This is a genomic window from Ensifer adhaerens, assembly GCF_013283195.1.
Lineage (GTDB): Bacteria > Pseudomonadota > Alphaproteobacteria > Rhizobiales > Rhizobiaceae > Ensifer > Ensifer adhaerens_G.
The window spans coordinates 22,322-38,860 of sequence record NZ_JABEKT010000003.1 but is presented as its reverse complement, the minus strand read 5'-3'; the positions used below and the strand labels follow the sequence as shown (position 1 = coordinate 38,860).

Annotated in this window: 13 protein-coding genes; 3 read left to right on the top strand and 10 right to left on the bottom strand. The window is 60.9% G+C overall.

What is annotated here, in order from left to right; all coding sequences use genetic code 11:
- Positions 1–25: 25 nt before the first annotated feature.
- Complete coding sequence (locus LPJGGPFB_RS23175) at positions 26–784, top strand: helix-turn-helix transcriptional regulator (protein WP_173422336.1); 759 nt, start codon at positions 26–28, stop codon at positions 782–784.
- A gap of 61 nt (positions 785–845) precedes the next feature.
- On the opposite strand, the gene LPJGGPFB_RS23170 is transcribed toward LPJGGPFB_RS23175, so the two are convergent.
- A complete protein-coding gene (locus LPJGGPFB_RS23170) occupies positions 846–2,546 on the bottom strand; it encodes an amidohydrolase (RefSeq protein ID WP_173422335.1) in 1,701 nt (566 codons plus the stop codon).
- 55 nt (positions 2,547–2,601) lie between these two features.
- Positions 2,602–4,101: an aldehyde dehydrogenase family protein gene (locus LPJGGPFB_RS23165; protein ID WP_234903010.1), complete on the bottom strand. Its 1,500-nt coding sequence runs from the start codon at positions 4,099–4,101 to the stop codon at positions 2,602–2,604.
- A 138-nt stretch (positions 4,102–4,239) separates the two neighbouring features.
- On the opposite strand from LPJGGPFB_RS23165, the gene LPJGGPFB_RS23160 reads away from it, so the two are divergent.
- Positions 4,240–5,475 carry a Zn-dependent hydrolase gene (locus LPJGGPFB_RS23160; RefSeq protein WP_173422334.1) on the top strand — a complete coding sequence of 412 codons (1,236 nt, stop codon included), beginning with the start codon at positions 4,240–4,242 and terminating at the stop codon, positions 5,473–5,475.
- A gap of 539 nt (positions 5,476–6,014) precedes the next feature.
- On the opposite strand, the gene LPJGGPFB_RS23155 is transcribed toward LPJGGPFB_RS23160, so the two are convergent.
- The 8 genes from LPJGGPFB_RS23155 to LPJGGPFB_RS23120 form a co-directional block, all read right to left on the bottom strand.
- Complete coding sequence (locus LPJGGPFB_RS23155) at positions 6,015–6,668, bottom strand: glutathione S-transferase family protein (protein WP_173422333.1); 654 nt, start codon at positions 6,666–6,668, stop codon at positions 6,015–6,017.
- Between the two features lie 380 nt (positions 6,669–7,048).
- Positions 7,049–7,426 carry a hypothetical protein gene (locus LPJGGPFB_RS23150; protein ID WP_173422332.1) on the bottom strand — a complete coding sequence of 126 codons (378 nt, stop codon included), beginning with the start codon at positions 7,424–7,426 and terminating at the stop codon, positions 7,049–7,051.
- 10 nt (positions 7,427–7,436) lie between these two features.
- Complete coding sequence (yghU, locus tag LPJGGPFB_RS23145) at positions 7,437–8,351, bottom strand: glutathione-dependent disulfide-bond oxidoreductase (protein WP_173422331.1); 915 nt, start codon at positions 8,349–8,351, stop codon at positions 7,437–7,439.
- A 741-nt stretch (positions 8,352–9,092) separates the two neighbouring features.
- On the bottom strand, positions 9,093–9,353 hold the full coding sequence (locus tag LPJGGPFB_RS23140) for a porin (protein WP_173422330.1): 261 nt from the start codon (positions 9,351–9,353) through the stop codon (positions 9,093–9,095).
- Positions 9,350–11,197 carry a recombinase family protein gene (locus tag LPJGGPFB_RS23135; protein ID WP_173422329.1) on the bottom strand — a complete coding sequence of 616 codons (1,848 nt, stop codon included), beginning with the start codon at positions 11,195–11,197 and terminating at the stop codon, positions 9,350–9,352. Before LPJGGPFB_RS23135 ends, LPJGGPFB_RS23140 begins: the two co-directional genes overlap by 4 nt.
- A gap of 89 nt (positions 11,198–11,286) precedes the next feature.
- Positions 11,287–12,123 (bottom strand): recombinase family protein, encoded by an 837-nt coding sequence (locus tag LPJGGPFB_RS23130; protein WP_173422328.1) that lies wholly within the window; start codon positions 12,121–12,123, stop codon positions 11,287–11,289.
- Between the two features lie 213 nt (positions 12,124–12,336).
- Positions 12,337–13,410 carry a hypothetical protein gene (locus tag LPJGGPFB_RS23125; protein WP_234903009.1) on the bottom strand — a complete coding sequence of 358 codons (1,074 nt, stop codon included), beginning with the start codon at positions 13,408–13,410 and terminating at the stop codon, positions 12,337–12,339.
- 475 nt (positions 13,411–13,885) lie between these two features.
- Positions 13,886–14,221, bottom strand: coding sequence for a hypothetical protein (locus LPJGGPFB_RS23120; protein ID WP_173422327.1), 336 nt, complete (start codon positions 14,219–14,221; stop codon positions 13,886–13,888).
- 847 nt (positions 14,222–15,068) lie between these two features.
- Here LPJGGPFB_RS23120 and LPJGGPFB_RS23115 point away from each other — a divergent pair.
- Positions 15,069–16,265 (top strand): hypothetical protein, encoded by a 1,197-nt coding sequence (locus tag LPJGGPFB_RS23115; RefSeq protein ID WP_173422326.1) that lies wholly within the window; start codon positions 15,069–15,071, stop codon positions 16,263–16,265.
- Positions 16,266–16,539 lie beyond the last annotated feature (274 nt).

The following is a 16,539-nucleotide window of genomic DNA, read 5'->3' as shown; positions in this document are numbered from 1 at the left end:
TGAGGCTTTCAGGAGTGGGGTGCAGATGACGGGAATTCCTTTCGAACATGTGCAGCCCCTCTCGCAAGCGGTCGCAGCGCTTGGCGGACCGGATTTTCCCGACGCCCTGCGCCAGCTTTGCCTGGGCGCATGTGGCTTCGACAGCCTGTACATTTCGGTGTTTTCGACCGACCGGCCGCCGGTCCAGCTCTATAGCGATCTCGACGCGGAGGCCACGCGCTGCACCGTCGCGCCCTATCTCAGCTTTGCCTACCTGCTCGATCCTTTCTATGGCCTCTTTGCCAGCGAACCGCGGGACCGTGTCGTCAGCCTCGACGAGTGCGCGCCCGATGATTTCAGGGAGAGCGAATATTACCGGATCTTTTACGCGGAAACCGGCTTGCGGGACGAGATCGCTATCCTCGTCGGGGCGGGCCCGAAGACGAGCATTGCGCTCTCTATCGGCCTGCGGCGAGAGGATCGCCATGCGGATCCTTCCGGAAGGGCATCGCTTGACGCCTTGCTGCCGGTGATATCAGCCCTTTGCCGCAAGCATTGGCCCGAGGCCTGTCATGTTGAACCGACCGATGTTCAGGAGCCGGTCGTCGACCGGCTTGCCAGCATGCCGGTCAGTGTCCGCGAGGCCGAGGTCATCAGGCTGATGCTCAAGGGACATTCGACCAAAAGCATCGCGCGGCACCTCGGCAACAGCCCGGAGACCGTCAAGGTTCACCGCAAGCGCATCTATTCCAAGCTCAAGATATCGTCGCAGGGCGAGTTGTTTTCGTTGTTGTTCGGGCAGTAACGGCGATGGCGCGCCGGTCGATGGCGCGCCAGGTCTCACATCCCCGTTCATGCGCGGCGTGTCAGTTTGGCGCGAACAATCCGTCCGCGTCGAAGACCGGCTTGCCCTGCAGCAGCGTCGCCTTGACCTTGGTCTCGCCGATCTCATTGACCGGAATGTCGAAGATGTCTTTGTCGAGTATGACGAGATCGGCGTATTTCCCGACCTCGAGAGTTCCGGTGCGGTCGTCCTGGTTCAGGAGCCGGGCAGGATTGACGGTCATCCATTTGACCGCGGTGCGCACGTCCGCCGCACCTTCCTTCGGGCGTTCGAGCGCCGCCTCGATCTTGACCAGCGGCGAAAGCTCATCGGCATCGAAGTCACTGCTCATCACGACGGTCGCGCCACTCTTTTCCAGGCTCGCCGCCGGCATCATGCGATCGGCGCGCTTGCCGATGAACTGGCGGATGAAGGCGATGTAATCGGGATCGAGCGAGCTTGGCGCCAACTGAAAATCCGCAACAGTTCCCGTGTCGCGAAAGCGGTGATAGTCCGCCGGGTCGAGCAGGTAGAGGTGCGTGAGGCGATGCGGTCCCGGCTTCTTATCCGCCTGATCGATGGCGTCGAGCGCCAGGCCCGCGCCACGGTCGCCCGTCACGTGGAAATGCAGCTTGAAGCCGATATCGGCGAGGGCTCGGGCGTAATCATTCAAAACCGGTGTTTCGAAATAGAGGAAGCCTGAGTTGAAGCCGTGATCGATGCCCGGTCCGTTCAGATACGGCTGCAGCACCGCACCGGTGCGCTGCTCAAGAATGCCGTCGACATAGAGCTTGGCCTGGTTGAACTTCAAAAGCCGGTCCGGATCGTTGCTGTAGAGCTTCGCAAGCTTCTCGACCTGTTCGTCGAAAGGCAGATCCGGGTAGACGTAGAGGGCGTTGAACGCCCGCACCGTCAGCGTCCCGTTTTTCTCGGCTGTCTCCCACGCCTTCACATGGCCCTGGGGCCAGAACCCGCCGGCGTCGCTGACTGTGGTAATGCCGTTCTCGGCGAAGGTCTTCAGCGTCGGCAGCATGCTTTCATAGGCAAATTCTTCGTTTTCGGGCGTATCGGGAAACGCCAGATTGCGCAGCTTCTGCTGGGCATTCTCGAGCACGATGCCGTTGGGTTTGCCGTTTGCATTGCGCAGGATGATGCCACCGGGCGGGTTTCCTTCGAGCGTGTCGTAGCCGACCGCCTCAAGGGCCTTGCTGTTGGCCCAGGCGGCATGTCCGATGTCGTCGAGGATAAGGGCCGGCCTGTCGGGCACGAGCTCGTCCAGCACGGCAACCGGGTTATCGGTCTGGTCGAGGAGATGCGGCATGCCGACGCCGGAACCGAGGACCCACTCACCCTCCGTCTCGGCGTCGCAGGCCTCGACCGCCTCTCGGGTCTGCTTCAATGTCGCGAAGGGCTCAAACTCGCAGAGGATCTCGTTGACGCCGGCCTCGACGAGATGGACGTGGGCGTCCTGGAAACCCGGCAGTACGGCCTTGCCGCCGAGATCGATCACGCGAGCATCCGGTCCGGCCTGGGCCAGCACATCGGCTTCCGTGCCGACGGAGACGATCATGCCTTTGGCGTCGATCGCCAGCGCATCCGCTTCGCCCCCGTCCTGCGCCATCGTGTGGATCGCCGCGTTCCGGATGACGGTAATGTCGTCTGCCGCATAAGCCGGGGCGGGCGCATACGTCGTCAGAAGCGCGATCGCCGCAGCACCTCCTGCCTTGCCGATTGACGTTTTCATCATGGTCTCCTGCTCACGTCGGTCTTGGTCATTCACTTGCACAAATAGGTCAGGGTCAGTCGAGCGTCACCCAAACGGATTTGCTATGGGTCGAATCCACCAGCGCGTCGAGGCATTTGTCGCGGCCGTGGCCGGAAAGCTTCCATCCGCTCCATGGCTGGCTCATGTCACCATTCATGTAGCCATTGATCCAGACCATGCCGCATTCCAGATCGCGCGCGACCCGATGAGCAGCGCCCAGATTTGTCGTCCAGATCCCGGCGGCAAGTCCGTAAGGGTTGTCGTTGGCAATCGCCACCGCGTGTTCCGGCCCGTCATGGAGAATGATGGCACCGACGGGGCCGAAGACCTCCTTGCGGGCGATCGACATGTCGTTGTCGACCCCGGTAAAGAGTGTCGGCTCCACGAAGGCTGATGCCTCGGGAAACCGCCCGGACGCACCTCCAAGGATGCAACGGCCGCCTTCATCAATGGCCCTCGCGATATGTCCAACAACGCGCTCTTGGTGCGTCTTGCTGACCAGCGGCCCCATTGTCGTTGCCGGATCCAGCGGATCTCCGGGCCGGTAGCGGGCAAGGGCCTCCTGCCGCAGCAGTTCGGTGAATTCCTCCTCCAGCGGCCGTGCGACCAGGATCCGGGTTCCGGCGGAGCAAACTTCGCCCTGATTGCCGAACAGGCCATCGGCGACCGTGGCTGCGACTTTCGCCAGGTTTTCGACGTCACCAAGGATGATCTGCGGCGATTTTCCGCCGAGTTCTGCCGAGACCGCCTTGAGATTGGAGTCGGCGGCGTAACGATACATCTGCCTCCCCACGGCCGTGGACCCGGTGAACGCGATCTTGGCGACATCGTGCGAGAGGGCCAGCGCCTTGCCGGCGACCGCGCCCGGGCCCGGGACGACATTGAAGACGCCATCGGGGCCGCCCGCCTCCAGAAACAGTCGCCCGAGCAACAGCGCACTCAGGGACGCGTCTTCGGCGGGCTTCAGCACCACGCTGTTTCCAGCCGCCAGCGCCGGCGCAACCTTCCACACGGCCATCATCAAGGGATAGTTCCATGGGGTGATACAGCCGACGACACCGAGTGGCTGTCGCAGGATGTAATGCAGCGAACCGTCGTTGGTCACGGGGCAGGTGCCGCCGATTTTATCCAGTCCCTCGGCCATGAACCTCATGGTCAGAATGCTGGCAGGAACGTCGATGCAGCACATTTCCGAGATGGGTTTTCCCATCTCCAGCGTGTCCAGCACGGCGAGGGTCTCGCGATGTTCGCCGAGAAGTTCGGCAAACCTGGTGAGGATGTCGACGCGGCGTCGCAACGGCATCTTCGACCAGACACCGTCCCTGAAACGTCTGGCGGCCACATTCGCCGCCAGATCCACATCATCCGCGCCTCCGCAAGCGATATCGGCAATGTGCTCGCCGGTTGCCGGGTTGATGGAAGCAAGCGTCGCGCCGCTCGTCGCATGACGAAACTTGCCGTCGATCAGCAGCCGCGTTTCCGGCCTGACGGCACGCGCGACCGCGTTCCAGTTTATGTCTGCCTTCATATCCATCTGCTGCTCCCAAGGGTCTCTGTCCGATCAGCCATCCTACGTGCGGCTCGACTGGGCCATCGAGTCCCCCATGCGGGGGACTGGCAGCCCATGCGCGGAAGGGCGATGTGAAAACGAACGAGGCAGGGAGGACAGCGGATGCAGCACCGCATCGACGGCGAGCGGCTATGGGCAAGGCTTCTGGCGATGGCGCAAATTGGCCCGATTCCAGGTGATGGCAGCTGCCGGCTGACCTTGTCTGATGAAGATGAGGCGGGCCGCGCCCTGCTTGTCTCCTGGTGCGCGGCACGAGGGTTCGCCTTGCGGCGGGATGCGATCGGCAATCTGTTCTTCCGCCGACAAGGGCGCGATGCCGACGCGTCCCCTGTTCTCGTCGGCAGTCACCTCGACACCCAGCCGACCGGCGGGCGTTTCGACGGCGTTCTTGGCGTGCTGGCCGGGCTCGAGGTTCTCGAGACGCTTGCGGATCTCGGCCTTGAGACCGAGAGGTCGGTGGACCTTTGTGTCTGGACCAACGAAGAAGGCAGCCGCTTTCAGCCGGCGATGATGGGGTCGGGCGTTGCCTGCGGCATCCTCCCCCTTGAACAGGTCCTTGCCGCGAGCGATGCGGACGGCGTCCGTGTCGCGGACGAGCTCGTTCGCCACGGCTATGACCGCGAGCCGGCACCGGATGTCGGCTTGGCCGACTGCTATCTCGAACTGCACATCGAGCAGGGGCCCATCCTTGAAAACACCGGCAAGACCATCGGCGTCGTAACCGGCGGGCAGGGGATCCGCTGGTACGAGATCGCGCTGCATGGCGAAGAAACCCATGCCGGGCCGGTTCCAATGGCGCTGAGGAAAGACCCGGTGCCGCTGCTCGCGCGAATGATCGACCTTGTCCATGCAATCGGCGGGCGCGATCCGCAGGCGCGGTGTACCATTGGGCAGGTCCGAACACATCCCGGGTCCATCAATGTCGTGCCGGGCCGCATCGAGATGACCGTCGACCTGCGGCATCCCGACGAGGCCGAGTTGGACGCCATGCATGATGCCTTGATGCGTGGCTGCAGAGACCTGGCATCCAGCCACCCGTCCATAGGGCTGGACGTTCAGCTTCGCTGGCATTCGCCCGTCGTTCGGTTCGATCCGAGCCTCGCAAAGCTGGTCAGACAGAGCGCCGAACGCATGGGCATCGCCGCCCACGATATGGTGTCCGGGGCGGGCCACGACGCCTTTCATCTGGCGCGACGGGTGCCAACGGTCATGATCTTTGTCCCCTGCCGGGATGGCGTCAGCCACAATCCGCGCGAATACGCCTCACCGGAGCATGTCGCCGCCGGGGCGAACGTCCTTCTGTCTGTCGTCCTGGAGAGGGCCATGTCTCGCGGATGAGCCACTCGAATTTCCGCCGGGCCCGTGCAATGCCCCGTGCAAAATACGTGCCGTCGCAGTCACTGTCTTAACAAGAGTTTTCTAGTCCATTCTTGTCGGCCGATTGCCCATATCGGAACGGTGGAGGCCGGGCCGTTTGGGAAGATTAATCGCGACCTCTTTGTCGATGAGTAAGCTTACAATGGCTATGATTGCGAACAGGCCGTCATCGGCTACGAATTCAGACACGCTGCAACGATGTCTGGTCGCTCCGCCACAACGCGAAAAATATCTCGGTTGACGATTCCTACGGGACGTTCTTCTATAACGGCTATGTCGAGACGGGCGGGGTGATCGACCACACGACGAACATCGGCATCGATTACAAGTGGTTCCGCAACGACGATGCACCCACATCATTGTCATGGAGGACGGGGCCGTCGTCGCGCAAGGCGCGCCGAAAGACATCAGGGCAGGGGGTGAGGACACAGGGCTGCGATCGGCTGCGGCCTGCGGGCCGCCTTGGCGTTGGATGCCCGCTTCCGGTAAAGAACGGTTCTTTAGCCGTCTGTCGATGCGGCGCTGAAAACGGCCAATTGAGCGTCGAAAGCACGACGGTAGGCGGGCCGCGCCTGGCCGCGGGCGATATAGGCGGAAAGGTTCGGATAATCGTTCAGCAGGCCTGATCCCTCCAACCTGCGCAGGACGGTCACCATAAGGAGATCGCCGGCGCTGAACGCGCCGTCGAGCCAGTCGGCATCGCCAAGTCGGAACGACAGTTCGCCCAGTCGTTTACGGATGCGTTCCTCGACGGCAGGCAGGCGCTCCTCATACCATGTCTTCTCACTCTCCAGATATCTGGCGACTTCGCGCTCGACGATGGGCGGCTCCATTGTGCTGAGCGCGGCGAACATCCATGCGATTGCGCGCGACCGGGCATTCGCATCATCCGGCAGCAGGCCCGGATGGCGCTCGGCGATATGGAAGACGATGGCCCCCGACTCGAACAGGGCAAGGTCGCCTTCTTCATAGGTCGGGATCTGCCCGAAAGGCTGAAGCACTGTATGGGCAGGCTCCTTCAGCGCATCGAACGAAACAAGACGGACATCGTATGACTGGCCCGTTTCCTCGAGCGCCCAGCGAACACGCATGTCACGCGCCATCCCCCTGCCGCGATCGGGTGACCGTTCAAAAGCGGTAATAGTGATCGTCATTGTTGTTCTCCATGGCTTGTCAGTCTTGAAGACGACTGGCGACATGGGATCCCGACACGCCGCCGAGTGATGATTTCGCTCGCGCTGAATCCAATCGATCTCGCAGCAACTGTAACATTGGTCTTCTTGTTTGACGGGGGCGGCGGCTTACCCCCGGCATTTCCGCAGAGAAGTTCCTGGGGGCACGCCAAAGATGAGTACCACCGACCAGAGGCATGGCCCGTCTTGGACGCGCCGACAACTTGGCAGCAGCGTGTCAGGTCAGCAGCGCTCCCCACAAGTCAGATCCCTGGAAGGAGCAATCATCGCCGTTTGCAAGCGAGCGGCCGGTTCGCCCAAGGGACCTGTGCGGCGGCGCGCACAGGTTGGGAGCCGTTGCGTCAGACTTCGAAGATGTCCTCGAAGGATTCAGGGAAGCTCTGCCGGGCGACGCGTTCGTTGATGACGAGCAGGGCTTCGTAGGACACCGGATCGAAATCCTTCTCCACGGCCATGACCTCGCGACCGAAGAGGAGATTGAGCCGGGCGGCGTCAAGATTGCCGCGCTCGAACGGTTCGGCGCCGAAATGGTGCCAAAGGGCGTGGAGGAATGCCGCATCGATGCGGTGCGCTCCCGAGCCCGGCCGGGCGTGGCGGGGCAAAGCCTTGATCGGCGTTGCCCCTTTGGGATTGGCGCGGCGGATAACGAACTGTATGCCTGTGCCTGGCATGGCGTAGGGAAAACCCCGGTGTTTCGTCATATCAGGCAGCTTCGCCATTCGTTTCTCCTTACGCTGTCTCGTTTTGGTTGATCTTGTCCTGCGTCTTCGTATCGAAGTCGGAGGCGTCGTGGCGTTCGTGCAACTGCTCGGACGGATCGCCGCTCAGGCGGTTCACCATGCGGCCGCGCTTGACTGCAGGTCGGGCGGCGATTTCCGCCGTCCAGCGCTGGACGTTGCTGTAGCTCTGGACATCGAGGAACGTGCCGGCGTCGCCATAGGCCTGATTGAGCGCCAGGCTGCCGTACCAGGGCCAGATGGCCATATCGGCGATCGTGTATTCCTTGCCGGCCATGAACTGATTGCTTTCGAGGTGGCGATCGAGCACGTCGAGCTGGCGCTTCACCTCCATCGCGTAACGATCGATGGCGTATTTGATCTGCATCGGCGCATAGGCATAGAAATGGCCAAAACCGCCGCCGAGGAAGGGGGCGGAGCCCATCTGCCAGAACAGCCAGTTGAAGGTTTCCGTGCGGGCGCGAAGTTCGGCCGGCAGGAACGCGCCGAATTTCTCCGCGAGATAGAGCAGGATTGACGCAGATTCGAACACGCGAACCGGCGCACCGCCGCCCTTCGGGGCATGGTCAAACAGCGCCGGGATCTTGGAGTTCGGATTGATTTCGACGAAATCGGAACCGAACTGGTCACCATCGCCGATGCGGATCGGCCAGGCATCGTATTCTGCTTCTGAATGGCCGGCCGCCAGCAACTCTTCCAGCATGATCGTCACTTTCACGCCATTGGGAGTGGCAAGTGAATAGAGCTGAAGCGGATGCCTGCCGACGTGCAGCGCCTTTTCGTGCGTGGGGCCGGCGATCGGGCGGTTGATACTGGCGAATGCGCCGCCGTTGCCTTTGTCCCAGGTCCAGACCTTGGGGAGTTCATAGCCGGCGGGAAAATTATCGGCCGGGGATTTCTCGCTCATAAAATCTATCCTTGTCGTTGCCAGAACACATCCGAGCTACCCGGTGTGACGTCGCTCAATATAGGTTGGCGCTCGGTCTTCACCAGCTCCTGCCACCTGCCGATAGGGTGGATTTTTGAACAAAAGGTGTTCACGATGCAATGGCCGAGGGAACGTCGAGATGGCAACGCGGTCAGCCTGGAGCCGTGCTACCGGTTGAGCGATGCCGACGCAACCTTCCGCAACGATCCAGTTTATCGTTTTCTCTTAACTGGCTATCGATCCTTGTCGATGGGATCGTCCCACTTCGGGCATAGCTGCAAGAAACGGCTGGAACCGGTGGAGCCGGCAGGCTGCATTTGTGGTGCAGGGTGACCCTGCTCCTCACATCGATCAAGCGATCCTGATCGGCGTGTTGCTGACCAAGCGATTGCTTCTCACATGATCGTGGCGAGCTTGCGCGGTCTGTCGCGCACGAACGCTGCAATGTGGGAGCCTGTGTGTTGCGCATGCGTGGGCCGATGAAGGCGCGCGGCAGCAGGGGGATGATAGCAGCGAGGACGAGGGTTGCCGGCGCCTGCTGCACTGGGAGGGCGCGGCGATCAATGGCGAGAGGTCTGCGGCTGATCCGGACGGCGCTCAGCGCTTCGTCATGGCTCGCCGTGATAAGCCAGCTTTGGTTCGTTTGTTCCAAAAACTGTGATGTCCAGGAAGCCCGCGGCAATCTCTCGCCGCGGGCCATGCACTCAAGCCGAGTTTGGCTTAGAAGTTGCGCTGCAGGCGGACGAAGCCCTTGACCTCGTCGTTCGAGCCACCGCCAACGGTGTCGGTGTCTTCGTACTGAACCGAGACGCGGGTCGCGAGACCTTCGGTGATCGCGTAGTCGAGGGTCAGACCAGCGCGCCACTTGTCGAGGCCGCTGTCGAAAGTGTTGCCGGTGCGCAGATCGCTCCAGTACTGAGCACCGGGGGTGATCTTCAGCTTGTCGGTTGCCTTGAAGGCGTACGAGCTCGTCAGGCTCATAACCTGAAGGCCGCAGGTTCAAATCCTGCCCCCGCAACCACTGAGACTTGAATATTCTGCCATTCAAGTCGCTTCACAGAAAGCTCCTCCGCATAAGCGTCGAGGAGCTTTTTTTGTTTCTGCTCCGTGTCCAGTTCGCCGGCGCGCAGCCGCTCCAGGTAATCATGCTGCTTCAGTGCCTCGAACTGTTTCTCCAGGATCGTTGCCGCTTCCATCGCCGCGAGGATCGAAGCGATCCGGCCGTGGACCTCAAGTGATGCCGGCTGATGGCCGGGGGTCTTGCCGATGACGACCTTCTGGATGAACTGGCGCACGATGTTGATAAAGGGCTGCTTTGTCTCCGTGTCGGCGTGCTCGCGCAGGTAATAGAATGCGGAGTTGAGGACCAACTCGACGGCTTCCGGACTGACTTCCGCCTTCAGCTTCCTGATCTTCTCGCCGAAATCTTCCTCCTTTGGTGCTTGCTTCAGCCGGCTCTCGAGCCCGGCTCGGCGCTCCTCGAGTTGATCGAGCATGTCGTCGTAGGCGGGCAGACGCGGCCGGCCTTCTGCGGCACGATCGCTGATCTGCTGGATGATCTGGCGCTGCTCCTGTTCGGCAGCCTTCAACTGCTCGGAAATCTGTTGGCGCTCGTCGGGTTCGTTCCTGACGGACGTTGCGAGGTTGCGGCGCGCCTGTCCGGCGACGTCGTCGAATACACCCATGCCGAAGAAGGCGGCGGGCAGGCAGGACAGGACGCGATCCTCGAGGTTCTTGCGCAGGATGGTCTTCTGGTTGGAACAGCAGGCGCCGTCGAGGCCACTGATCGGCAGCTTGTTCTTGTGGTTGGTGCAGCCGTAGCGGTCCTTGGCCATGATGGCGTAGGATCCGCCACATTCGGCGCATTCCAGCATGCCGCTCAGCAGGTAGCTCGGCCGGTGCGTCCTGTTCAGCCTGTTGGTCGTCGTCCGGGAAAAGTTCTCCAGGGTCGTCAGTTGCCGTTCCTTCACGCGCGCCCAGAGTTCGTCACTGACGATACGCAAGGACGGGACTTCCGTCACGACCCATTCGCTCTTGTCGTTGAGACGGGCTGTGCGGCGTTCCGTCTCCGGGTTCTTGCGATAGTTCTGCTTGTTCCAGACTATCCGGCCGACATAAAGCTCGTTGTGAAGAATGCCGCTCTGGCGCTTGCCATCTCCGCGGATGGTGTCGTCACGCCAGTACTCCTCCTGCGGTGCGGGAACGCGGCGCGCATTGAGACTCTGAGCGATTGTCGCCGGGCTGACGCCATTCGCATATTGTTCGAAGATCCAGCGCACGATCTCGGCCTGGGCAGGCTCGATCTCCCGCAGGCCCCGGATACGGTCGCCGTTGGCGTCGCGCTGTTGGCCGATGCGGTAGCCGTAGGAGAGGCGAGTCGTTGCGATGCCCTTGCGCGCCGCCGTCTTCATGCCTTCCCGGGTGCGGTAGCGGATCTGCCCGACAAGTTCGTGACTGAGCATCGCACGGAACGACATCTCCATGTCCGTGACCGGGGTGCCGGCGTGGACCGTCCAGAGATCGACATCGCGGTAGCGCAGTTTCTTGAGGATCTTGTGGCTGTGCTCGATATCGCGCGACAGTCGATCGACGGTAACGCAGAGAACGACATCGATGCGCTCCTCCTTCACGCGGGCGAGAAGCTGCTGGATGCCGGGACGCAGCATGAAGGACGTTCCGCTGACTGCGGCGTCGCAATAGTTCTCCACCAGCTTCCAGCCCTGCTTCTCGACAAAGGACTTACCGAGTTCAATCTGCGTTTCGATCGACACCTCGTCCTGGCGGTCGGTGGAGTAGCGGGCATAAAAAAGCACGGTCTTGGTCATGTGTAGACTTCCATCTCAAACAATCTCTTTGGTGAACACTGGCCGGCTTTGCCGGCCAGTGTGATGCGGATCGGCTCGCGGGGCTGCCGCTATTTTGCAACGCCCCGTGCGACCATATGCTGACGCTGCTTCACCCGGTGCCAAAGGTCCTCTGCGACGATCTGAAGCGCCGGCACGAAGTCGAAACAGTCACGGCCGGGTACCCAGGATCGACCGAGATAGAGCTCGTCGTTGAGAATGCCGTTTCTTTGCCTGCGGTCACCGCGGATGGTAGTGTCACGCCACGGCTTGCCGTGCGGACCGGCGATACCCAGCGTATTGAGGAGTACTGCAATCTTTGCAGGCGACATGCCCTCGGCATACAACTGGAAAATCTGCTGAACCGCGTTGGCGGCGTCTGCATCCACCTTCCTGAAGCCGAAGATATATTGGCGATCGGCATTGAAAGCGCCCGTATAGCGGTAACCATAGGAAAGAGGCGCAAGGTGTTCGGCCTCGTAGAGTTCGTCCGGCATCGGCGCAAGAGGATTGCCGCGTCCGAACATGCCGCGCTGATCATCGCAATAGTATTCGATCAGGTCATTGGCCTTGATCTGAACGCCCGGATCGGCCGCCCAGACTTCGATGCCTTTTGCGCGGAGGTCATGCAGCAGCCGTTCCGCAACGGCATGTCTCGAGCACAAACGGTCCAGCGTATGGCAGAGGACGACATCGATCGCCTCCTCTTCGATATGGCCAAGGAGTTTGCGGGCACCCGGCTGCGCCGTGAAGACGACCTCGCCGATATCTTCATCGCGGCAGACAGCGTCCAGCGACCAGCCGTTCTCCTTGATGAAGCGCTTCGCATAATGGAGCTGTGTATCGAAGCAGGCGCCGAGATGGGGTGTGGTCGAACTGCGTGCATAGAACAAAACGTTCTTCGTCATTGTGGACCCTTGAGATGAAAACCTTCCGTGGGGGACATGGTAGCCGGCGGCGGGAGAGCTGAGAGCCCCCGCAGCGCTGCCAGGCCATCATGGCCTGGCGCGAGTGATGGATGGAAATCTACGACCATCCATGGGAACTGCCGGAAGTGTGAGGTGATTGCCGACGGCAATAATTGCCGCGATCACGCTTCGCCGGCGCCGGCGCCGGTGTAGCTAGTAGCCCATAGCGGCGCGGTAAGCCGCCGCCTCGGCGGAGTTGCCACGAAGGCGGCCGTCGCGCTGGGGCTCGAGGATCTGCTGCTGGATACTGTCGCGGGCGCCGAGCCAGTACCAACCGCTTTGATCGGGCAGGATGACGAACACCTCGTTCGGGGTGATCCTGATGCGGGTTGCTCCGGTCTCAGCCTTGATCGCCTCACGAAAGAGCTGGTCGCGTTTGCTGTTCGCGTCAGTCTTCTTCGCCTTTGATACCGGCTTCCTGGAGGCGATCGTCGAGGGGGCGATGCGCTTGGTCAGAACCAGCACGTGGCGGACCTTCTTGCGACGTCCCTCCGCATCGTCGACGTCGATCACAATGCCGCGGCTGAAGATGTCGCAGAAAACGCCGCCACTCACGGCAACGCAATGCGTGCTGAGAACCACGACGCAGGGATGATCGCGCTCAACGCCGGTTCGGGCGTTCAGATAGGCGGCGAGTGTCGGCTGGTCAGGGAGATGGCGCCAGTAGCCGACATATCCAAGAAGGCGCAGCGCTCCCTCGATCTCTCCGTCACCAATTCTTTTGATCGGAGGGGTGCGTGGCAAGTCGAGCCACCGCGAGCCGTAGCGCACCTGGCGGATCGCGTCTTTCGCTTTAGACAAACTTACGCCTGTGATCGACGCGATAACGTCCGGCCCGGGATACAGGCGGGATTTGGTGTCGTTGTCGACGTCATGCAGGTGACGCAATTTGACTGTTCCGGCAGACGGAGCAGTTTGAATCACCTTGGCTTTTACGAGACCTTTCGGGCTCGGAGCGGCTTCCGGTGGATTGCGGACGACAGCGTTCAAGTCGCCAAAGGGGAAAGCCAGAATATCCTGGGGATCCCCTTCAGACTGGAAGAGCTTGAGTGTGTCGTTCTTGTGCTGTGCTGTACGCGACATGATGAGTCCTTTCTCTCGTGGTTCGCCTTCGTCGTCGAAGGAGAACCACGCGAAGGACCTCTCCGCGCATGCGGCCGGTGCAGATCGTGAAACCAGGATCTTTCTTGCACTCCCGGGACGGCTGGATCGTGGCGCCATCGGCATGGGTTTGGTGATCCATGGGCGCCTCCTTTCCGTTGCGGGTTGGCCTGTTGAACACTCGTTGGCGCCAATAACTCATAAAGCGCGGGACTTCTCAAGTGTCTGTATCTGCATGGTTATCGATGCAAATCTGCCGAAACTTGTCGCGAATCTCAAAATGAGACAGCGGGAGCGACTGAGCGCTCTGAACGTGCGCGCCCGTGCGGGAATGACAATAAGCCATTGTTAAGCATGTATTTATCAAAGTGCCGTTGCAAATGCGCAACACATTGATTGGGTGATGAGCTATCTGTCAATCAGGCCTGCTTGTCGGCCCGAGGCTCCCCGCGAAAGCGCTCGAAACATTCGATTCAGGATAAACGGCGTTTAACCGAGTAATGGGGGGAGGTATCGTAGGGTTTGCAAACGCCGTTAGGTGTTCCAGTGGCCGCGCAGGGTGAACAGGCCGGAACCGCAGGTGGCAGTCGAACGAAACCGCTCAGCCGCTCTCGTCGGCACCGTCAGGATAGAGCAGATGGGGCTTGCGGCGGAAGGGCGAGCCGCCCGTTCGGTATTTGTAAATGAGGTCGTCGAGAACGATCTCGCATTGGCGGCTGTCAAAGCCCTGCTCGGCCAGCATCGCAATGATCCTGCTCCTGAACCTCTCGAGTTCCTCGTGCTGCGCCTTCTCGATCGCCCGGCTGATGAGCCAGTAGAGTGCTACCCGGGCCACGTCATCGCGTCCGGGCCGCTTCGCCTTCCGGTCAGCGTCACGCAGCATCTGCTGCCGTTCGCGCTGTTTGCGGTTGCGGATCTCCTCGGACTTCGCTGGCATGCACGCTCTCCATCAGGTCTGCGGCTACCGATGCCAGACCGCATTCCTGTCGGCAACGCCGTTTGCGGGGAATCGGAAATCCCGGTTTATGAATCGTTTGTCTCGAGTACTGAATCAAATGAGCGCAACTTGAGATGCCTTGCGGGCACGTTGAGACAGGTCGAGATGACTTGGCGAGCGGCAAACGGCGTTGGTGAATCAAATGACCAGCGTTCGGAATCAAAAATCTCGAGGCTGGAATCAAATGAGCGCAATTTGTCTCAATGTGTGGGCAGGTTGAGATGACGTGTCGGCACCTGGCTTAACTCGCAAGCGGTTTGCGGCTATCGCTTGTGCGTGCTGCGTCCTCTCCATTGCGCAGCGCACGCCGCCGACCGAGCCCTTTCCGGTTCGGTTCATCCACGGGTCGGGTGTCATAGCCCCTGCCGTTCATGCGGAATGTGACCTCTCCGGACAGCAATCGGACGTTCCGCCCGGGCGGTGCGACGGTGGCCTCGCGGATACTTGGCTGCCCGATTTTTGGTCGCGAGGACTTCTTTGCGGAGACCGCAAATGCGCGCTGCCGCTTTGTCCGGTTCGATGTTTGGATTTTAGATGGAAGTAAAGGTAGCCGATATAAAAGAGAAAAATATTTGGAGACGCTGTATAGCTTGAAATATGAAGGTTTAATTACGATTAATTCGAAAAATAAAGCATATGAAATGCGGACAAAATGAAGAAAATAGATCCACATATACTATGATGTTGTTTTACTTGAATTTGCATACCTGACGATATGATGAGATCATATAGTCATTCGATGAGTTTCTCACCGGATGTATGAGTAACGCGTTGCCAGGAGCACGACATGACGACCAAGACCAGCAAGACGTCCGCCTCTATCTCTTCTTCTACCTCCACTTTCTCTTACTCCTACGAGGAGCACGGGATCCGCGACCAGGCGCTGCGCGAGCAGCTCGAAACCAGCGCGGCCCATATCTTCGACCTCGGCCGCCGCACGACCGAGCAGACCTTCGAGCTCGGCGACCACCTGGCCCAGGCTGCAGACTTGCTGGCCGACGGACGGTTTGACCGCTGGGTGAAGATGCGCTGTGGGCTCTCGGCGCGCAGCGCCCGCAATAATATGGCGGTGTTCCGCAATCTCGGCCAGTTTCGAGACGATCTGGTCGACCTCTCGATCGGAGCGACCGTGCTGTACCATCTGAGTTCGGCAACACCTGACCAGGTCAAGGCGGCCATCGCCTTCGCCGAGGAGAACAAGCGGCTGCAGGTGGCGGACGTGAAGGCCATTCTGAACGGCAGCGAAGAGGGGGAAGACAAGCCGGAGAAGGACGACCAGTCCGACATCGGCGGCATCACCGGCCTGAAGGCGCTGATTGCCGTCAAGTTGCGCGAGGGGTTGAAGGCGTTCATCGCCCACGTCGTCGCGATCTGCCAGGCGATCGAGGCTGCGCTGGCCAAGCCGCGTGTCATCAAGGAGGCGCTGGCGAAGGAGATCCAGGACATCGCCCGGGTCGCCCGCCAGGAACTCGAAAGCCTGGCCCTGTTCATCGAGCCTGAACTTGATTGGGGGCGCAATACCAAGCCCACCAAGTTCCCGAAGAAGTCGGGTTGGGCCGAGGTCAATGACACGCTTTATACGTTGGGCGGCATCGATAGCTGGCCGAAGTCGAAGGAGATGCGGGACTGGCTTGCCTTGCATGTGCTTCCGGTTCTCGGCTGGGCAGTATCGAAACAGCGGAAACCTGAATGGCCGCTCGCGGCAGCGAAGACTTCGGCTCCTGAAGCGGCGGGACCCGTTGAGGCGGCCAGCGTCGCCGACCGGCACGATGTTGCACCGGAAGTGTCGGTTGAGGCCACGACTGGGGCCGATGTCACGGAGGATGGGATCGCCCGGTTTGGCAAGGCGCTGGAAGAAGCGACAGGCGGCTTCATGACGGTCACTCGGGAAGTGCCGCGGAACCGCAAGCAGTTTGCCAAGGTGCCGCCGCTTGCGGATGACGCTGTGGTCGAAGCCGAACCGATGCCCGCGGTGACGCCGTAAGATTCAGCTTGCTCGAAGGCCGGTGATCCAGCCTTCCCACCAAGCTCGAGAGGGCCGCGTGTCGGCCCTTTTGCTTTGCCTTCGGATGCCGAGTGGAAACGCACAGGCGAATGGTGCCGATCGCCGTAAGCCTTCACCGGTCTCGGGCTTCGTGAGCCCACCGTTAACTACGTACCGGCTTTGTTCTTTTTTGCTGTTCCGGGTCCTTGAGCCCGGTCGCCGGTCCTGCCAGGTTAGGGGCGTTCGGATGACCGGACACAAAACGGCCCAAGCC

Coding starts and splice junctions, on each gene's coding strand:
- LPJGGPFB_RS23175 (WP_173422336.1), top strand. CDS start 26: ATGACGGGAATTCCTTTCGAACATGTGCAGCCCCTCTCGCAAGCGGTC.
- LPJGGPFB_RS23170 (WP_173422335.1), bottom strand. CDS start 2,546: ATGAAAACGTCAATCGGCAAGGCAGGAGGTGCTGCGGCGATCGCGCTT.
- LPJGGPFB_RS23165 (WP_234903010.1), bottom strand. CDS start 4,101: ATGGATATGAAGGCAGACATAAACTGGAACGCGGTCGCGCGTGCCGTC.
- LPJGGPFB_RS23160 (WP_173422334.1), top strand. CDS start 4,240: ATGCAGCACCGCATCGACGGCGAGCGGCTATGGGCAAGGCTTCTGGCG.
- LPJGGPFB_RS23155 (WP_173422333.1), bottom strand. CDS start 6,668: ATGACGATCACTATTACCGCTTTTGAACGGTCACCCGATCGCGGCAGG.
- LPJGGPFB_RS23150 (WP_173422332.1), bottom strand. CDS start 7,426: ATGGCGAAGCTGCCTGATATGACGAAACACCGGGGTTTTCCCTACGCC.
- yghU (WP_173422331.1), bottom strand. CDS start 8,351: ATGAGCGAGAAATCCCCGGCCGATAATTTTCCCGCCGGCTATGAACTC.
- LPJGGPFB_RS23140 (WP_173422330.1), bottom strand. CDS start 9,353: ATGAGCCTGACGAGCTCGTACGCCTTCAAGGCAACCGACAAGCTGAAG.
- LPJGGPFB_RS23135 (WP_173422329.1), bottom strand. CDS start 11,197: ATGACCAAGACCGTGCTTTTTTATGCCCGCTACTCCACCGACCGCCAG.
- LPJGGPFB_RS23130 (WP_173422328.1), bottom strand. CDS start 12,123: ATGACGAAGAACGTTTTGTTCTATGCACGCAGTTCGACCACACCCCAT.
- LPJGGPFB_RS23125 (WP_234903009.1), bottom strand. CDS start 13,410: ATGCCGATGGCGCCACGATCCAGCCGTCCCGGGAGTGCAAGAAAGATC.
- LPJGGPFB_RS23120 (WP_173422327.1), bottom strand. CDS start 14,221: ATGCCAGCGAAGTCCGAGGAGATCCGCAACCGCAAACAGCGCGAACGG.
- LPJGGPFB_RS23115 (WP_173422326.1), top strand. CDS start 15,069: ATGACGACCAAGACCAGCAAGACGTCCGCCTCTATCTCTTCTTCTACC.